16 protein-coding genes and 1 tRNA gene are annotated in these 17,654 nt (G+C 67.6%); 5 read left to right on the top strand and 12 right to left on the bottom strand.

What is annotated here, in order from left to right:
- Nucleotides 1-2: 2 nt before the first annotated feature.
- From ACTHNC_RS05555 to iolC, 6 genes are all read right to left on the bottom strand, one after another.
- Nucleotides 3-1,046, bottom strand: a complete 1,044-nt coding sequence (locus ACTHNC_RS05555) for a Gfo/Idh/MocA family protein (RefSeq protein ID WP_440293604.1) — start codon at nucleotides 1,044-1,046, stop codon at nucleotides 3-5.
- Complete coding sequence (iolD, locus tag ACTHNC_RS05550; RefSeq protein WP_440293603.1) at nucleotides 1,043-2,998, bottom strand: 3D-(3,5/4)-trihydroxycyclohexane-1,2-dione acylhydrolase (decyclizing); 1,956 nt, start codon at nucleotides 2,996-2,998, stop codon at nucleotides 1,043-1,045. Before iolD ends, ACTHNC_RS05555 begins: the two co-directional genes overlap by 4 nt.
- Nucleotides 2,995-3,912 (bottom strand): 5-deoxy-glucuronate isomerase, encoded by a 918-nt coding sequence (iolB, locus tag ACTHNC_RS05545; RefSeq protein WP_440293602.1) that lies wholly within the window; start codon nucleotides 3,910-3,912, stop codon nucleotides 2,995-2,997. Before iolB ends, iolD begins: the two co-directional genes overlap by 4 nt.
- Nucleotides 3,913-3,963: 51 nt before the next feature.
- Nucleotides 3,964-5,577: a CoA-acylating methylmalonate-semialdehyde dehydrogenase gene (locus ACTHNC_RS05540; protein WP_440293601.1), complete on the bottom strand. Its 1,614-nt coding sequence runs from the start codon at nucleotides 5,575-5,577 to the stop codon at nucleotides 3,964-3,966.
- Between the two features lie 61 nt (nucleotides 5,578-5,638).
- Nucleotides 5,639-6,520 (bottom strand): class I fructose-bisphosphate aldolase, encoded by an 882-nt coding sequence (locus tag ACTHNC_RS05535; RefSeq protein WP_440293622.1) that lies wholly within the window; start codon nucleotides 6,518-6,520, stop codon nucleotides 5,639-5,641.
- Nucleotides 6,521-6,560: 40 nt separating this feature from the next.
- Entirely contained in the window at nucleotides 6,561-7,535 is a 975-nt protein-coding gene (iolC, locus tag ACTHNC_RS05530) for a 5-dehydro-2-deoxygluconokinase (RefSeq protein WP_440293600.1), read from the bottom strand.
- A 110-nt stretch (nucleotides 7,536-7,645) separates the two neighbouring features.
- Here iolC and ACTHNC_RS05525 point away from each other — a divergent pair, with 110 nt between their 5' ends.
- On the top strand, nucleotides 7,646-8,008 hold the full coding sequence (locus ACTHNC_RS05525) for an META domain-containing protein (protein WP_440293599.1): 363 nt from the start codon (nucleotides 7,646-7,648) through the stop codon (nucleotides 8,006-8,008).
- Nucleotides 8,009-8,019: 11 nt separating this feature from the next.
- On the opposite strand, the gene ACTHNC_RS05520 is transcribed toward ACTHNC_RS05525, so the two are convergent.
- The 4 genes from ACTHNC_RS05520 to ACTHNC_RS05505 all read right to left on the bottom strand — a co-directional run bounded on the left by ACTHNC_RS05520 (nucleotide 8,020) and on the right by ACTHNC_RS05505 (nucleotide 10,912).
- Nucleotides 8,020-8,832, bottom strand: a complete 813-nt coding sequence (locus ACTHNC_RS05520; protein WP_440293598.1) for a hypothetical protein — start codon at nucleotides 8,830-8,832, stop codon at nucleotides 8,020-8,022.
- Nucleotides 8,833-9,636: 804 nt separating this feature from the next.
- Nucleotides 9,637-10,152 carry a hypothetical protein gene (locus tag ACTHNC_RS05515; RefSeq protein WP_440293597.1) on the bottom strand — a complete coding sequence of 172 codons (516 nt, stop codon included), beginning with the start codon at nucleotides 10,150-10,152 and terminating at the stop codon, nucleotides 9,637-9,639.
- Nucleotides 10,153-10,297: 145 nt separating this feature from the next.
- Nucleotides 10,298-10,372: transfer RNA gene (locus ACTHNC_RS05510), tRNA-Arg, on the bottom strand.
- Nucleotides 10,373-10,414: 42 nt separating this feature from the next.
- Complete coding sequence (locus ACTHNC_RS05505; protein WP_440293596.1) at nucleotides 10,415-10,912, bottom strand: HNH endonuclease; 498 nt, start codon at nucleotides 10,910-10,912, stop codon at nucleotides 10,415-10,417.
- A 432-nt stretch (nucleotides 10,913-11,344) separates the two neighbouring features.
- On the opposite strand from ACTHNC_RS05505, the gene ACTHNC_RS05500 reads away from it, so the two are divergent.
- Nucleotides 11,345-13,420 (top strand): heavy metal translocating P-type ATPase, encoded by a 2,076-nt coding sequence (locus ACTHNC_RS05500; protein ID WP_440293595.1) that lies wholly within the window; start codon nucleotides 11,345-11,347, stop codon nucleotides 13,418-13,420.
- Nucleotides 13,421-13,537: 117 nt separating this feature from the next.
- Here the strand turns inward: ACTHNC_RS05500 and ACTHNC_RS05495 are convergent, their stop codons facing one another.
- Together ACTHNC_RS05495 and ACTHNC_RS05490 are read right to left on the bottom strand one after the other, a co-directional pair.
- Entirely contained in the window at nucleotides 13,538-14,470 is a 933-nt protein-coding gene (locus ACTHNC_RS05495) for a C40 family peptidase (protein ID WP_440293594.1), read from the bottom strand.
- 236 nt (nucleotides 14,471-14,706) lie between these two features.
- Entirely contained in the window at nucleotides 14,707-15,399 is a 693-nt protein-coding gene (locus ACTHNC_RS05490; RefSeq protein WP_440293593.1) for a metal-dependent transcriptional regulator, read from the bottom strand.
- Between the two features lie 147 nt (nucleotides 15,400-15,546).
- Between ACTHNC_RS05490 and serC the strand changes: the two genes are divergently transcribed.
- From serC to ACTHNC_RS05475, 3 genes are all read left to right on the top strand, one after another.
- Nucleotides 15,547-16,659 (top strand): phosphoserine transaminase, encoded by a 1,113-nt coding sequence (gene serC / locus ACTHNC_RS05485; RefSeq protein WP_440293592.1) that lies wholly within the window; start codon nucleotides 15,547-15,549, stop codon nucleotides 16,657-16,659.
- Between the two features lie 39 nt (nucleotides 16,660-16,698).
- Nucleotides 16,699-16,959 carry a DUF2530 domain-containing protein gene (locus ACTHNC_RS05480; protein ID WP_440293591.1) on the top strand — a complete coding sequence of 87 codons (261 nt, stop codon included), beginning with the start codon at nucleotides 16,699-16,701 and terminating at the stop codon, nucleotides 16,957-16,959.
- Between the two features lie 104 nt (nucleotides 16,960-17,063).
- On the top strand, nucleotides 17,064-17,654 hold a 591-nt coding region (locus tag ACTHNC_RS05475; protein ID WP_440293590.1), incomplete at its 3' end, for a DUF222 domain-containing protein.

The following is a 17,654-nucleotide window of genomic DNA, read 5'->3' as shown; positions in this document are numbered from 1 at the left end:
AGTCAGACTCCTTGGGCGAAGGGTTCGGCGGCTGGCGTGAGTTCGGCGTGCGGGTAGTCGACAATGACCGTTCGGCCGTCCGTGCCCATGGACGCGATGACCGCGTGCGCGACGGCGGTCGCCCGATAGCCGTCGACGGCGTCGGCGAGCGCGGACCCGTCGTACGTGCCTCGGATCGCGTCGACCCAGCTCTGCACCTCGGCCCGGTACGCCGCGGCGTACCGCGGGCGCCAGTCGGCGGGATACCTGGTCTGGCGGGTCAGCGCGGTGTCGCGCACAACGGCGGCCGGATGCCCCAGCGCCAGCGTGCCGGTCTCCCCGACGACCTCGAGACGCACGTCGTAGCCGTACACGGCGTTCACGAAGACCTCGACAGTGGTCAGGGCACCGTCCGCTGTGCGGATCAGCAGCAGCTGCGGGTCCTGGCGCCCTGGAAGCAGGCCCGTGCTCGCCGGCGCGTGCCAGCTCACCTCGGTGACCGGGGAGGAGAACAGCCAGGGCGTCTGGTCCAGCTCGTGGATCGCCGAGTTCAGCACGGTCGACGCTGAGTCGCCTGACGGATCGCTCGACACGTTGCGGTGCACCGCGTGCGCGAGCAGCGCGCGGCCGATCTCGCCGGCATCCAGTGCCGCCTTGAGCTCGACGAGCGCCGGATCGAAGCGCCGGGAGAACCCGACGGAGACCAGCCGGCGACCAGCGCTGCGCTCCGCCGCGATGATGCGAGCGCAGTCGTCGAGATCGAGCGCAAGGGGCTTCTCGCACAGCACGGGCTTGCCCCCTGCGATGCACGCCAGCACGAGCTCGGTGTGTGTCGAGTCGTGGGATGCCACCAGAACGGCGTCCACCTGGTCGCTGCCGATCACCTCGGCTGGGCTCGCGGTGGCGAAGCGGGCGCCGAGCTCGGCCGCGAGCGCCTGCGCACGGCCCAGATCGATGTCGGCGACGGCGGCGAGCTCCGCACCGTGGATCTTCGTCGCGATCGTGCGGGCGTGATCGCTTCCCATCACACCCGCGCCGATCACCGCGATCCGCTGCGTCTCACTCATTCGCCTGCCTCCTCACGACCCAGCAGGGGCCGCTGCTTCGCGCGTTGTTCGACGTACTCGTCGTACGCCTGCCTGGTGCTCTCCAGCTCGGAGACCTGTGCGACCGGCACGTCCCACCATCCTTCGCCGTCCGGGGCGTACGCGAACGGGTCGGAGTGGATGTGGATGAGCGTGGATGCCCGGCTGGCCTTCGCCACCGCGACCGCGTCGTGCAGCCGGCTGGTGGCATCCGCTCCCGGTTCGATCTCGATCACGTCGATCCCATAGCTGCGCGCGTTGGCGGCGAGGTCGACCGCGTCGAGCAGGTCGCCGGACTCGAAGTTGAGCTCGTCGCGGTTCAGGTATCGGTAGCGCGTGCCGAACCGCTGTGACCCGACCGTCTCAGAGAGGTGCCCGATCGAGGCGAAGCCCTCGTTCTGGATGAGCACCACGATGATCTTGATGCCCTCGGCGACTGCCGTAGCGAGCTCGCTGTGAAGCATGAGGTAGGAGCCGTCGCCGACCATGACGATGACGTCGCGGTCATCGCCGAGCGCCTCGAGTCCGCGCTTGACGCCCAGGCCACCCGCGATCTCGTATCCCATGGTCGAGAACGCGTACTCCACGTGGTACCCGAGCGGATCCCGCACCCGCCACAGCTTGTGCAGGTCCCCCGGCAGCGACCCCGCGGCCTGCACGACGATGTCCCGCGGTGCGCTGGCCGACTGCACGGCGCCGATGATCTGCGATTGGCTGGGGAGCTGCGGGCCGGATTGTCCGGGCAGTTCCGCACCGGTCGGCAACAGCGCGGCGTCCACGACGGCGTCCCACTCGCGCTTCTCCCGCTCGATGCGCTGGGCGTACCCGGGCTCGACACGGTAGCCCTCGAGGGCCTGGAGCAGCGCCGTCAGCGTTTCGCGGGCATCCGCGATCACCGGCAGTTGTGTGCCGTGCTTGTACGCGTCGAAGGGCGCGACGTTCACGTTCACGAATGTGACACCCGGGTTCTGGAATACCGTGCGGCTCGCTGTGGTGAAGTCGCTGTACCTGGTGCCGATGCCGATCACGACGTCGGCCTCCTCGGCCAGCCGGTTCGCGGCCGTCGTTCCGGTCGCACCGACGCCGCCGAGGTACTGCGGGTGGTCCCAGTTCAGCGCTCCCCCGCCGGCCTGGCTCGTTCCGACCGGGATGCCCGTCGCCTCCACGAGCGCACGCAACACATCCTCCGCGCCGGAGTAGATGACCCCGCCGCCGGCGACGATGAACGGATGCTTCGCCCCGCGGATCGCCGCCACCGCGGCATCCAGCGCCCACTTCTCCGGCAGCGGACGACGGATGTGCCACTCCCGCTCTTGCAGGAACTCCACCGGCACGTCGATCGCCTCGGCCTGAACGTCCTCCGGCAGCGCGATCGTCACGGCGCCCGTCTCGGCCGGGTCGGTCAGCACCCGCATAGCGGCGAGCGCGATGGAGAACAGCTGCTCCGGCCGCTGCACCCGGTCGAAGAACCGCGACAGCGGACGGAACGCGTCCGTCACCTGCAGGCCGATGTCGTGCGGATGCTCCAGCTGCTGCAGCACGGGGTCGGCGACCCGCGTGGCGAACGTGTCGCTCGGGAGCAGGAGCGCGGGCATCCGGTTCGCCGTGGCGAGCGCAGCTCCGGTGAGCATGTTCGCCGCGCCGGGGCCGACGGATGCCGCCGCCGCGAGCGTGGCGCGCCGCCGGTGCACGCGCGCGAACCCGACCGCCTGGTGCACCATGGCCTGCTCGTTGCGGGCCTGGTGATATGGCAGCAGCGTCGGATCGAGTACGTTGTACTGCTTCAGCGCCTGGCCGAGCCCCGCCACGTTGCCGTGTCCGAAGATGCCGAGGATGCCCGGCACCGTACGCTCGCGCACGTCGCCGTCGACCGTCCACTGGTGGCCGAGGAACTCGACGAGCGCCTGTCCGACCGTCATCCGTCGTGTCGTCATCGGTGTGCTCCGTTCTGGGCTTTCTGGTGCTGGGCCTCCGCGAGCCGCGGGTCGGGGAGCCGGCTCTCCCACGCCTTGCGGATCCAGCTCTGCCGCGGGTCGTCGCTGATCAGCCATTCGCGGTTCTCGCCGGGGCCGGCCATCACGTTGAGGTAGTACAGGTCGTACTCCGGCGCAGCGGCGGCCGGGCCGTGGTAGCCGAACGGCACCAGGGCGATGTCGCCCGTTCGCACCATCGCACCGGTGTCGATGTCTCCGGCCGGCGAGGAGTACGCGGCGAAGGTGCCGAACGCATCCGCGTTCGCCGGCGCGTTCAGGCCGGAGTGCGGCGCCGCCTCGAAGTAGTAGATCTCCTCGAGCCGCGACTCGTGACCAGGGACATCCTCGTCGTGCTTGTGCGCGGGATGCGATGACCAGTTGCCCGCGGGTGTCACGACCTCGCACGCGATGATGGCCGCGGCATCCAGCGCGTCGGGTGAGCCGAAATTGTGCACCCGACGCGTGTCGCGTCCTGCACCCCTGATCTCGACCGGCACGTCGGCCTTCGGCAGGTAGGCACTGGACTTGCGCACGGTGGTCACGGCCTCGGCGACGGCGACGCGGCCACCGGCTGGGGCACTGATGCGCAGACCCTCGCCGCATCCGACGTAGAGGATGTCGGTCGGCCCGTCCAACACGCCGGCGCGGCCTTCTAGCTCGGTCGTCCTGCCCTCGTGCTCCACCCGGAACGCGCCGGACAACGGCACCACGATGCGCTCGACGTCTGCGGCGGGCAGCTCGACGCCTGCGTCGTCGACGTCAGCGATGCGGATGCCCGTGTGCCGCCATCCGTCGATGCTCCCGTCGACCACGGATTCCCACGGGCCCGAGCTCAGCGCCCCACGGGGAAAGAACCACTCATTGCGCACAGCCATCGTGACGCGATGCCTTTCGTTCGTCAGTCGTTCTGCGGGGAAACGTCTCGGTCAGTCGTTCTGCGGGAACCCGAGGTTGATGCCACCGTGCGTCGCCGGGTCGAGCCAGCGGCTCGTGACCGCCTTCTCCCTCGTGAAGAAGTCGAACCCGTGCACGCCGTACGCCTTCGCGTCGCCGAACAACGAGTTCTTCCAGCCGCCGAAGGAGTGGTATGCCACCGGAACCGGGATCGGAACGTTGATGCCGATCATGCCGACTTGCACCTCGTTCTGGAAGCGGCGTGCCGCGCCGCCGTCGTTCGTGAAGATGGCGGTGCCGTTTCCGAACTGGCCTGAATTGATGAGGTCGATGCCCTCCTGGAATGTCTTCACCCGCACCACCTGGAGCACGGGGCCGAAGATCTCCTCCTGGTACGCACGCGACGTCGTCGGCAGGTCGTCGATGAGGGTGGGGCCGAAGAAGAAGCCGTCCTCACCGCCCTCGACAGTGCAGGTGCGGCCATCGACCACGATCTTCGCGCCGTCCGCCTCGGCGATGTCGACATAGCCCGACACCTTCTTCTTGTGCTCCGCCGAGATGAGCGGGCCCAGGTCCGGCTCACCGTCCGGCCCGCCGACCCCGTTGCCCACCTTCAGCCGGTCGATGCGCTCGGAGATCTTGCCGATCAGCTCGTCCGCGACGGTCCCTACGGGCTCGGCCGTCACGTCGCTGCGCGACGCGCCGGAACCGGCCCGTGGGGGCCCATCCACGGCCAGCACCACCGAGACGGCCATGCACCGCTCGCCGGCTGCACCGTATCCGGCGTTCACGGCCTGGTCGGCGACGAGGTCGAGGTCGGCATCCGGCAGCACGAGCATGTGGTTCTTGGCGCCGCCGAGCGCCTGGACCCGCTTGCCGTTCTTCGCCGCCGTCTCGTAGATGTACTGCGCGATCGGCGTCGACCCGACGAACGAGATCGACTGCACGACCGGGCTGTTCAGCAGGCCGTCGACGGCGAGTTTGTCGCCCTGCAGCACCGTGAAGACGCCGTCCGGAAGCCCGGCCTCCTTCCACAGCTTCGCGATCCACAGCGACGCGGACGGGTCCTTCTCGCTCGGCTTGAGCACGACGGCGTTGCCTGCCGCGATCGCCACCGGGAAGAACCACATCGGCACCATCGCCGGGAAGTTGAACGGGCTGATCAGCCCGACCACGCCGAGCGGCTGCTTGATCGAGTACACGTCGATCCCGGTCGAAGCGCCCTCGCTGAACTCGCCCTTCGTCAGGTGCGGGAACCCGGTCGCGAGCTCCACGACCTCCTGACCGCGGTTGATCTCGCCGAGCGCGTCGGAGAGTACCTTGCCGTGCTCCGACGTGATGATCTCGGCGAGTTCGCCCTTGCGCTCGTTCAGCAGCTCCCGGAACCTGAACAGCACCGTCAGCCGCTTCGCGATCGAGTACCCGCTCCACTCCTCGAACCCGCGCTGGGCCGACGCGATCGCGGCGTCGATCTCGGCCTGGTCCGCCAGCGCGACGCGCTTCGTCTCCACGCCGATTGCCGGGTTGTAGACGGGTGCGGTGCGTCCGCTCGCCGACGGATACTCGGCGCCGTCGATCCAGTGCGCAACGACGGGGAGCTGCGTGCCGGTCTCGGCCGCGGCGGGGGCTTCGGTGATGTTCGTCATGGTATTTCCTTCTGTGGGTGAAGTCTTCGTCGAACTGAATGCCGTCAGCGCAGCGCTGCGGTCACCGCCCGTGCACGAGGGCGGCGGCGATGTCCACGGCCTGCTCGACGTCGTCGTCGTGGGGGTACAGCAGCGTGCGACCGACGACGAGGCCGTGCACACCCGGCAGCGCCAGAGCGGATGCCCACGACGCGTACGTCTCGTCGGGATCGGCATCCGAGTCCCCGCCGAGCAGCAGCGTGGGCAGCGTTGTCGCCTCCATCACCCGCTCCATCTCGGCCACGACGGGCAGCTTCAGCCAGGTGTAGGCGGACGAGGCACCGAGACCCGAGGCGATCGCGACCGAGGTGATGACGGCATCCGTCGAGAGGTCGTTCGCGATGCGCCCGCCGACCCACTCGCTCATGAAGGGCTCGAGCATGATCGGCAGGCCGGCCCGTGCGGACTGCGTGACGGCGTTCGCCGTGTTCTCGAGGATGCCCGCCGTCGCGTGGTCCTGCAGGTTCACGCGCACGAGCAGCTTGGCGGCATCCAGCCCGGAGCTCATCATCGAGTCGACGTCATACCCGGTGAACCGGTCGTCCATCTCGAAGGCGGCGCCGCGCAGGCCGCCGCGGTTCATCGAGCCGACGGCGATCTTGCCGTCGAGCGCGCCGAGCAGGGCGAGGTCTTCGATGACGTCGGGCGTGCCGAGCACGCCGTCCACGCCCGGACGTGACAGCGCGAGCGCGAGGCGCTGCAGCAGGTCGTATCGGTTCGCCATGGCGAGCGGGTTCGCGCGCACGCCCAGCGCGCCGCGTGCCGGATGATCGGCGGCCACGATGAACAGCCGTCCGTCGTCGCTCACGAGCGGGCGACGGGTGCGAGCCTGAAGCGCGGTGGCGATGGATGCCGGATCGCGCTGTCGCGCAGCCCTCAGCCGGGCGAAGTCATCCGCAGCGATCGGCACGTTGCTCGTGCGGGACTCGGCGGCGCTTGTGACGTCAGACGCGGACACCGTCGGCCTCCTTGATGAGCTCGTCCACCTCTGCCGTGGTCGGCATGGCGGTGGAGCACTCGCGCCGGCTGGCGACGATGGCCCCGGCGACGTTCGCAAAGCGGATGATCCGGCGCAGGTCCCAGCCCTGCAGCAGGCCGTGGCACAGCGCGCCGCCGAACCCGTCCCCGGCGCCCAGGCCGTTCACGACCTGCACCGCGAACGGCGGCACCTCCACGGTCTCCTCCTGTGTCTTGGCCAGCACGCCGCGCGGGCCCTGCTTCACGACGGCGAGCTCGACTCCCCGCTCCAGCAGGGCATCCGCCGCCCGGTGCGGATCCGTCTCGCCGACCGCGATCGCACACTCCTCGCGGTTGCCGACCGCGACGGTGACCTGCTCGAGCGCACGCCCGACCTCGGCCGTCGCCGCCTCCGGGGATGCCCAGAACATCGGCCGGTAGTCCAGATCGAGCACCGTGAGCGGCCGCCGGCCACGGGCATCCCACGCCACGTGGTGCGCTGCTCGGCTCGGTTCACGAGAGAGCCCGGTCACCGTCGCCCAGAAGATGCGCGCGCTGCTGATCTCGTCGAGGTCGAGGTCTTCCGGCGTGATCGTCAGGTCGGGCGCGATCGGCTCCCGGTAGAAGTAGAGCGGAAAGTCGTCGGGCGGGAAGATCTCGCAGAACGTGACGGGAGTGTTCAGCTCAGGGACGGTCTTGACGAACCGGTCGTCCACGCCCAGTCTCTTCAGCTCGAGGTGTGCGTAGCGACCGAACGGGTCGTTCCCGGTTCCGGTGATCACGGCGCTCCGGAGCCCGTGGCGTGCGGCGGCGATCGCGACGTTGGTGGCACTGCCGCCGAGGTACTTGCCGAAGGTCTGCACCTCTTCGAGTCCGACGCCGTCTTGCAGCGGATAGATGTCGACGCCGATGCGGCCGAACGTGATCAGGTCGAAGGCCGGCGTCCCGTCCGTCTCGGTCATGTGTGCGCCGCTCCCTCGTCACCGATGTCCTGTTCTCAGCACCGTATCACCATTTGTGCTGACAAACTAACATAGCCGCGCATCGGCCGCCAGAGGTGCAGGATGCCGACATGAAGGCGACGCACTGGGCTCCGGCTCTCTTGGTGGCAGGCATCCTCACCGTCACGCTGGCGGCGTGCAGTGGGGCATCCTCCGACTTCACCGGATCGTGGGGTTCGACGCGCTCCGGCCAGGCAAACGTAAGAATCGAACAGGACGGCACGTTTCACGGCACGGATGGCTGCAATCGCGTGACCGGCAAGGGCACCGTCTCGGGCAGCCGGTTCTCGTTCGGCCATTTCGCGTCGACGATGATGGCATGCCCCGGGGTCACCACGTGGTTCAACAAGGCATCGACAGCGAAGCGCTCCGGCGACGATCTCGTCGTGTACGACGACGGCGGATCCAAGATCGGCACGTTGGCGAAGCGCTGAGGCTCGGCTCGTCAATCGCCAAACGGTCCCGTCTTCCAGCTGATGGTGCCGTCGGTCGCCCAGATCACCGTGACCGCGAACGTTCCCGTGCGGATCGCGGACGCCACGTCGGTCGTCAGGCTGAGCCCGTGCCGTGCGATGTCGTCCAGGGTGCCGCACGTCTCCGCCGCGCGCTCGGCATCCGCCACCACCACGAGGCAGTACTCGCCGTCGAGACGGCGCGCGGCGTAGATCGCGTTCCTTGTTTTGGTGTGCGCGCTCCCGGTGACCAGATGGAACGAGGTCGCGTCGAATCCCCGGGTGGCGTCGGCGGGGAGGTCGTCGACGCGCGGCGTGTTCGCGAAGTACCGCGTCACGGCCACGAGTGTCGCCGCTTCGTCACCGTCGCCCGGGCTGGGAGCTACACCGCCCCGCACAGCACTGTCGACAGTGCTCTCCGGATGCGACCGCGGCCCGAGCGCCGCTTCGACCCCCATCGTCAGCACCACGCCGAGCAGGAACGCACCGACGGCGGCGAGATACGGCAGCGCCCTACGCACGTGGCCCCGGCCGGAGTCCTGCTCTTCCTCGGGCGAGCGGATGTCCGCACTTGCGTCCGGCGCGGCGACGTCCCCGTCTGCGCCGCGCCTGTCGGCATCCGTCGGCTCCGAATCGGCGGCGTCTTCACGCGTGTTCGCGTGCAGCCAGTCGTATTTGGCAAGAGCCCACTGGCTCGGAGTCATGCGCACCGTCTCGCCGGTGACCGGGTCCCGATGCTCTTCCGGATGCTCCGCCGCGCCTTCCCGGGAGAACACGCGCTCGAGAAGCCGCCGTCGCTCATCCATGGTGCTGACCTCCACCCCCGGAGCCGTCGCGACCAGGCTAATGTCGCGGCCGCGGGGCGGGAACGCTGCGCGCAGTAGGACACTGCGGTGCTCTTTCGGGGCATTCGCTTACCACCAACTGGAGCGCTATCCCAGTGGGTGGCACTCGCGGAGGCCCTCACCACCCGCTCGACTTATCGCTCCAAACCGAGAACTTCGCGATGCTGAGATGGAGTCGAGTTTGCAGCTCCCTCGAGCCAAGAGGATCGGCGCTAAGCAACTCATCTGCGGCGGCAACTTGTCCAGGGGACGCTTCGGCGCGAGTGAGCAGGATGGCCTGTGCCGATCTACCAGCGAAGGTTCCCGACTCCGCGCTTCGATTGCATTCACCTCCGCCTCGGCTTCTGCAACAATCACCCCGACCAGCTCGGGCGAAGCGGTACCGCGCAACGCGCGTCCGAGTGCGTGCGCGGCCTCCTCCGCCGGAATATATGACTGAAGGATCGATCCGCCCGATGAGAGATTGGGATGCCGTATTGTCTCGCCGACCTTGGCGAGCGCGTCGCGCGCAACCTCCCGACACCAGCCTTAAGTATTCGGGGACAGATCGTCCATCGCTGCCGAGGCTGGATGGGTGTAGGTCCGCCACGATGCGTGGGCGAGCGAGGTGAGCGTCCGAGCCATCTCTCGGGCAGCGTCTTCAGACACGGATCCATCGACTATCACCACGTCGGACGCGCTACATCGCCCTCAACAGTGGACAAGACGCGCACCACCGCACGTCGCTCGGTATCGAACGCAAAGCGAGTCATGCAATCCCTCCTCTCACACAGATCGACCACGAGCTACCGGGCGAGCCTTCCACTTGCGGTCGAGTGATTCGTCCCAACCGCGCGCCGGCTCGAACGATGCCGCGCGGCATCCGACGTTTGTCCCGCCGTCTGCCGAAAGGTGGATCCACCGAGGCTTACCCGCGGCACCGATATCCAAAATCACACGCTGGCAATGAGCACATCGGTCTTCGTGCTGAGGATGCTGAGCCGCCCACTCCCAACTTTCGAGATAATCGTCTAGAAGTTCCGGCGCCTCCCAGTAGTTCGGAATAAGCCGCTCCTGAAACCCTAGAAAGTCGCGCGCAGCTCGGTGATGCAGGATGTTGGTCCTGGCGTGTAGGGCAGTGGCGATGGCGTTGCGGATGATCGGGTTCAACTCGGCCATCTGCGCATCGGTCAGGTTCTGTACGTGAAAGTCCTCCATGGCGTTGCGCACGGTCATCGCAATGATCATGGCGAATTGGGCATCGAGCGGCGTCAAGTCGGGGACATCGGGGCGGTTCGGCACTGCGCCAAAGTACTCCGTACCGACGAAACAATCGACGACCCGTACTCGATCACATCAATACACTTGTCCCGACCACGGGACAGACAGCTAGCGTCTCAACGCTGCCGATGCGTCCTTCGAGCGGATGTCGGCGATCACGTAACCGTGGTGCCCCTGGAGGGACTCGAACCCCCAACCGTTTCCTTAGGACGGAACTGCTCTTCCATTGAGCTACAGAGGCTGGCCCGACAAGTTTAGCGGGCTGAAGGCGGACCGTCGCGCCTCATGCGGCAGGCGCGAGGTACCCCTGCCACTCCGGCAGCGCGTGCTCCACGCCGCGCACCATCCACGCGGGGTCGTGAGGCATGCGAGGGGCCGACCGCAGCGACCAGCCCATCTCGGCGGCTGTGCGGTCGCCCTTCACGTTGTTGCAGCGCAGGCAGCAGGCGACGAGGTTGTCCCAGGCATCCGCTCCCCCGCGCGACTTGGGCAGCACGTGGTCGATGGTCGTCGCCGACTTGCCGCAGTACGCGCAGCGGTGGCCGTCCCTGCGCAGCACTCCGCGACGCGAGACCGGAACGGCTCGACCGTGCGGCAGGTGCACGTAACGCGTGAGCAGGATGACCGACGGTCGGTCGAAGACCGCGTCGACGCTCCAGACCGGATGCTCGGCATCCACCTCCACGACCGTCGCCTTGGCGCTCATCACGAGCGCCAACGCTCGCTTGAAACTCACGACGGCCAGCGGCTCATATCCCGCGTTCAGCACCAGTGTGCGCATCGACGTCCTCTCGATAGATCGGAATGGCTTTCCGTATCTCTCGCATTCGTCCGCGGTCCTCAGTTACGAGCATCCGGCATCACAGGCAACAAAAAAGGCGCCGTCAGGATGACGACGCCTAGCGATTCCACGCACAGTGGTGGTGGAAGCAGTGGTGGCTGTGATGCCGAAGGTTTCCCATGCGGGAGTGCTCCAGAGGATCGCGGACGAACATGATCAGGGCTACAGGGTAACGCAGGATGTTTGCAGCACGCTTTCGTGGCACGCCGTCCGCCGAGCCAGGCCCGGAGCTGTTCACCTTCCGGTAACCGACAGCATCCGAGCGCACGAAGCCGCACGACCGGACCCGGGGAATACCCAGTGGGGGTATTTGTTGTGCACGACATGGACGAGATGCAGAACGCGACGGACCGCGCCGCACACCCCGTAACCATGCACAACGCACACGATGCGACGGAGCACGTCGGCCACAGCGAACACGCCGGGCACACAGGCCACGCCGGCCACGGCGATCACCTTGCGCAGTTCCGCCGGTTGTTCTGGGTCATGCTGATCCTCGCCGTTCCGGTGGCGGCGTTCTCGTCGATGTTCGCGATGATCATCGGCTACCGGCTGCCGGACGCCGCGTGGGTCGCCTGGATCTCCCCTGTTCTCGGCACGGTGATGTACGTCTGGGGCGGCAGGCCGTTCCTGACCGGTGCTGCCAGTGAGCTTCGTGCCCTGAAGCCAGGCATGATGCTGCTCATCGCGCTCGCCATCACCGTCGCCTTCCTCGCATCGTGGGGCGCAAGCCTCGGGGTGCTCGACCACGGCCTCGACTTCTGGTGGGAGCTGGCACTGCTGATCGTGATCATGCTGCTCGGCCACTGGATCGAGATGCGCTCGCTGGCGCAGACCACGTCGGCGCTCGATTCGCTCGCCGCACTCCTCCCCGATGAGGCCGAGCGCATCGAGGATGGCCGAACCGTCTCGCTCCCGCCCAGCGAACTGCGCGTGCACGACCTCGTGGTCATCCGCCCAGGCGGCCGAGTGCCAGCGGACGGCGACATCGTCGAAGGCTCGGCGAGCGTGGACGAGTCAATGATCACCGGCGAATCCCGCACCGTCACCCGCCGGGTCGGCGACCACCTGGTCGCAGGAACCGTCGCAACGGACTCAGGACTGCGGATGCGCGTGACTGCGGTGGGCGACGACACGGCGTTGGCGGGCATCCAGCAGCTGGTGCGTGACGCGCAGAGCTCCAGTTCGCGCGCGCAACGCATCGCCGATGTCGCCGCCGGATGGCTGTTCTGGTTCGCCCTCGGCTCCGGCATCATCACGGCCATCGTGTGGACCGCGATCGGCCTGCCCGACGAGGCCGTCGTCCGCACCATCACGGTGCTCGTGATCGCGTGCCCTCACGCGCTCGGACTGGCGATCCCGCTCGTCGTCTCCATCGCGACGGAACGTGCGGCACGCGGCGGCGTACTGATCAAGGATCGACTCGCGCTGGAGAGCATGCGGATCATCGACACCGTGCTCTTCGACAAGACTGGCACGCTCACCAAGGGCGAGCCGACCGTCTCGCGCGTGCAGGCGGCGGGCGTGCATGACGAAGCCGAGGTGCTGGCACTTGCCGCGGCGGCGGAGGCCGACTCCGAGCATCCTCTTGCACGGGCGATCGTCCGTGCGGCGCAGCAGCGCGGGCTCCGGATTCCGAGGGGCACGGGCTTCGAGTCTTCGCCGGCGGTCGGCGTCTCGGTGGATGTCGACGGCTCACGCGTTCAGGTGGGCGGTCCGAATCTGCTCGAACAGGAGCACGTTGCCGAGCTCGACGAGGTCGATCACTGGCGCGAGAACGGTGGCATCGTCCTGCATGTGCTCGCGGACGGCGAAGCGATCGGCGCGCTCGAGCTGCAGGACGAGGTGCGCGAGGAATCGAGGCAGGCGGTCCAGGCTCTGCGGGGCAGGAACATCCAGGTAGTCATGATCACCGGCGACGCCGAACAGGTTGCGCGGACCGTCGCCACGGAGCTCGACATCGACCGCTATTTCGCGGGAGTGCGTCCCGAGGACAAGTCGGCCAGGGTGAAGGAGCTGCAGAACGAGGGCCGACGGGTGGCGATGGTCGGGGACGGCGTGAACGATGCGCCCGCACTTGCGCAGGCCGACGTGGGGATCGCGATCGGCGCAGGTACGGATGTCGCCATCGCGTCAGCCGGAGTCATCCTGGCCAGCGACGACCCGCGCTCGGTGCTCTCGGTCATCGAGCTGTCGCGCCGCAGCTACGCCAAGATGAAGCAGAACCTGTGGTGGGCGGCAGGCTACAACCTGATCTCCGTGCCGCTCGCCGCCGGGGTGCTCGCACCGATCGGCTTCGTGCTGCCGACGTCGGTCGGGGCGATCCTGATGTCGCTCTCCACGATCGTCGTGGCGCTGAACGCGCAATTGCTTCGACGGCTCGACCTCCGGCCGCAGATCAGTGCGACTGCACCTGTCGCCGTGAGCGCGGCGCCCGTTTCAAAATGAGGTCGAAGGCACGGTGACCTCCGGGTCGCGGACGCAGGACCGGCGTGCCACGCCGTTGTGGCACGCCGATCTCTGGCCTGATAGGCCCTTTGCTCATCGGATGAGCGGCATCACCGCTCAGATGCCGAAGCGGACGATGTAGTAATCGTCCGTCCAGATCGGTCTGATGGAGATGCTGCGACCCACGTCTGGCGCGTCCATGATGTTGCCGTTGCCTGCATAGAAGCCGTCGTGCGCGCCACCGAGCATGATGACGACGTCGCCGGGCTGTGCATCCTGAATCGAGATGCGTGTTCCCATCGCGCCTTGCGCGGCAGCCGAGTGCGGCAATGAGATGCCGAACTGCGCGTAGACGAACATGACGTAGCCGGAGCAGTCGAAGCCGGCCGGCGTGTCACCGCCGTACACATACGGCGTGCCGATGTACTGCTTCGCGACGTTGAACACCTGAGCGAGGCTGAAGTTGGGGTACGGCGGGTTCTTCAAGTAGTCGGCCGCGCTGGGGCCGTTGTATGCCGCCCCGTACGCTTCCATCTGCTTGGCGGCCGCTGCCCTCGCGGCAGCGGCCGCTGCCGCCGCCTTCTGTTCCGCGAGCTGCTGTTCGGTGGTCGCACTGAACGTGTCGACGGCCGTCACCGGTCCGCTGACCGCGTTGGACACGCTGACCGACTGCGAGTGCGTCTTCTTCAGGGTGTCGATGGCCGAGGTGCCGAAGGATGCCTGGTTCGACGTCTGCGGATTGAACGCGTAGGCGGGAATCGCGATGGTGGCCACGATGCCGCCGGCGATCGCCATGACCGCGAGATTGGCGAGGGGCCGCAACCGACGCTTGCGCTTGCCGGCGGGCGTCGAGGAGCCCTTGGCGCCTGAGGCGGACTCGACGGCGGTGGATGCCCGCTGAACACGGCGCGAACCGGCACGTTCCGAGATCCTGAGGCTTCGCCGCGACACTGCGGCCGATGCGTATAGGGAGTCGTTCGAGTCGTTCGCCTTGCCTGTAGTACTCGGGTCGCGGTCCTCGGGAAGACCGCTCGTACCTAATGTTGCCAAGGTGTGAACCTCCGGCGCTCCGCTGGCACTAGGTAGCCACCCCGTCCGAGATCTCACGAGGAGTTCGGCTTCGCAGGCTCAAGAGACGGGCTTTCGGGAGCGTCTTGGGCCGGGTCCGACGACCGGGTGCTGGTCTGTGGACTCGTACGACGATACGGGACCGTTACCAATTTGTCACATCGTTTTCGAGGCGTTTTCCTCGCCTGTGGACCGATGGGCGCTGGGGACGGAAAGCGCTACGCCGCCACAAAAATGTGGCTCGCCACCTCGCTCGGAAGCTCGAGCGCCTCGGTGTAGCCGTCGATCTGCATCGCCACGTACGAGCCGGAACGCCAGAATGTGCCCGTCGATCCGGGGAAGATGCCCGCCTGCCGCAACTGCGCGAGCAGCTCCGGTTCGAACTGCACGGGCTCACCCAGCCGCCTGATCGTCGCGTTGACACGCTCATCGGAACCGGACGTCGCATCCACCACGTTCCGCACCCCGTTCAGGAAAACCCGGTGCAGACCGATGCCCTCGTCTTCGATACGAGGGATCGGGGTGCCGTAGGGAGTCTCCGTCGGGTGCCCGAGGATGTCGAGGATCTTGTGCTCGACCTGCTCGCTCATCACGTGCTCCCAACGGCACGCCTCCTCGTGCACGTACTCCCACTCGAGACCGATCACATCCGACAGCAACCGCTCCGCCAGACGGTGCTTGCGCATGACGTGCACGGCACGGCGGCGCCCCTCGGGGGTCAGCTCGAGATGCCGGTCGTCGGAGACGACGACGAGTCCGTCACGCTCCATGCGGGCGACCGTCTGCGACACCGTGGGGCCCGAGTGGCCTAGACGCTCCGAGATGCGAGCGCGCAGCGGCACGATGTTCTCCTCCTCGAGGTCGAGGATCGTGCGCAGATACATCTCGGTGGTGTCGACGAGGTCGGTCATCGCTTCCCCTTGTGGTTCTCTCAGCCGGCGGCCGAAGGCGCCTTTTCCAGCCTACCGGCGCGCCGCAGCGGCACCGACGCCTGTCTACGTCCGCACGGGCGCTCATCCGAGCAGGAAGGGGATGCATGCCGCCCTAAACTGAACGCCATGCCTGCGATCGCGATTCCCGAGTCCCTTCTGCCCGCTGACGGCCGGTTCGGAAGCGGCCCGTCGAGGGTGCGACCGGCCCAGGTCGACGCGCTGGTCGCCGCCCAGTCGACGCTGCTCGGAACATCCCACAGACAGGCTCCGGTACGCGGCCTCGTCGGCCGCGTGCGCGAGGGCGTCGAGGCGCTCTTCCGCATTCCGGACGGCTACGAGGTGATCATCGGCAACGGCGGCTCGACCGCGTTTTGGGACGCTGCCGCCTTCGGCCTCATCGAACACCGATCGGAGAACCTCGTCTACGGCGAGTTCAGCCAGAAGTTCGCGAAGGCGGCATCCGCTCCCTGGCTGCAGAAGCCGCACGTGATCGAGGCGCCGGTCGGCTCGCGCAGCACTCCTGAGCCGGTCGAGGGCGTGGACGTCTACGCCTGGCCGCACAACGAGACCTCCACCGGGGTGATGGCGCCGGTGCGCCGCGTGCGGGGCGACGACGGGGCGCTGACGGTCATCGATGCGACGAGCGCGGCAGGCGGCATCGACTTCGACGCATCCGAGACGGATGTCTACTACTTCGCCCCGCAGAAGAACTTCGCCTCCGACGGCGGCCTGTGGCTCGCGCTGTTCTCGCCTGCAGCACTGGAGCGCGTCGAGCGTGTGGCGGCATCCGACCGCTACATCCCGGACTTCCTCAGCCTCAAGCAGGCCGTGGACAACTCGCGTCTCAACCAGACGCTCAATACGCCCGCTCTGGCCACGCTTGTCATGCTCGAGGCGCAGGTGGACTGGATCAATGACAACGGAGGGCTGCAGTGGGCCTCGGCGCGCACCGCGGAGTCCTCCGGCGCACTGTACGAGTGGGCGGACTCGGTGGCCTACGCGCACCCGTTCGTCGAAGATCCGGAGAACCGCTCTCAGGTCGTCGTCACGATCGACTTCGACGACGTTGATGCCTCGCAGATCGCCGCGGTGCTCCGTGAGAATGGCGTCGTCGACACGGAGCCGTACCGCAAGCTCGGACGCAACCAACTGCGTGTGGCGACGTTCACAGCGGTCGACCCAGAGGATGTTCGGCAGCTCATCCGCTGCATCGAATACGTCGTGGAGCACATCGGCTGAGGCTCACACTGGGCGGTTCGGAAGGGGGCGACCCGAGCGATGCGACTGTGGCTGAAAGACAATGAGCGGCTGCCCGATCCGCCGCCCATGAAGACGGACGACCGTGCCGCGCTCGGCGTCGGCACCGTGCTCTGGGTGGTCGCATCCGTCGTGGCGGCGGTGTTCGCGGCCCCACTGGCGGCATCGGGCCACGGGTGGGTGCCGGCGACCACGGTCGTCGGCGTCGTGCTCGGCCTCATCGGGCTCGTGTACGCGCAGGTGTCCCGGATGCGTGCGAAGCGGAGGGCCGACGGCCGCTGACGGTTCGGCAGGCTCTCTCCGTCCACAGTTATCTTCGAATCTCAACTGTTCAAGGTAGGTTGATTTCTCGTACGGATGTCGGTGGTGACTGGAAGACTTGGGTCATGTCCAAGCCACTGCAGCAGTTATCGAGGGATCTCGACGCCGCGTGTGCTGCATGGACTGCGGCGCTCGGAAACGGGGGTGCCGCGGGCGTTGATGAGGTCTCCGCGGTGGAGTCGATGTCGGACAGCGGGCTGGTGGCGGTGACGGATGCTGTCGCGCAACTCGTGCGTGACGGGCAAGCACTGCTGTCCCGTACTGCGCCGGAGGTAGCCAGGCGTTCCTCGGTGGAACTGGGTCGAGAGGGGTTGGCGAAGAAGCGCGGGTTCCTGAACCCGGCGCACTTGGTCGCCGCCTCCACCGGTGGGCGGGCGTCGGAGGCGGCGAAGTTGATCGCGGTGGGTGCCGATACGGCACCACGACGGGCTCTCAGTGGTGAGCAGTTGCCGCCGACGAATCCGCATGTTGCGGCAGCGTTGACCGCTGGTGCGATCAGTGTGGACGCGGCGGGGGCGATCACCGGGATGCTGCGCCGAGTCGCGCCGCGTGCGGATGCCGGTGCCGTCGACGGCATGGAGCGGATCCTGGCCGAACGGGCCGCGGATCTCCCGTTCGATCTGCTGTTGCGGGTGATCCGGGAAGCCGAAGCCCGG

Source organism: Humibacter sp., from assembly GCF_051954055.1.
Classification (GTDB): domain Bacteria; phylum Actinomycetota; class Actinomycetes; order Actinomycetales; family Microbacteriaceae; genus Humibacter.
Note: the sequence above shows the minus strand (reverse complement) of the source record. Positions and strands in the feature narration are given on the sequence as shown.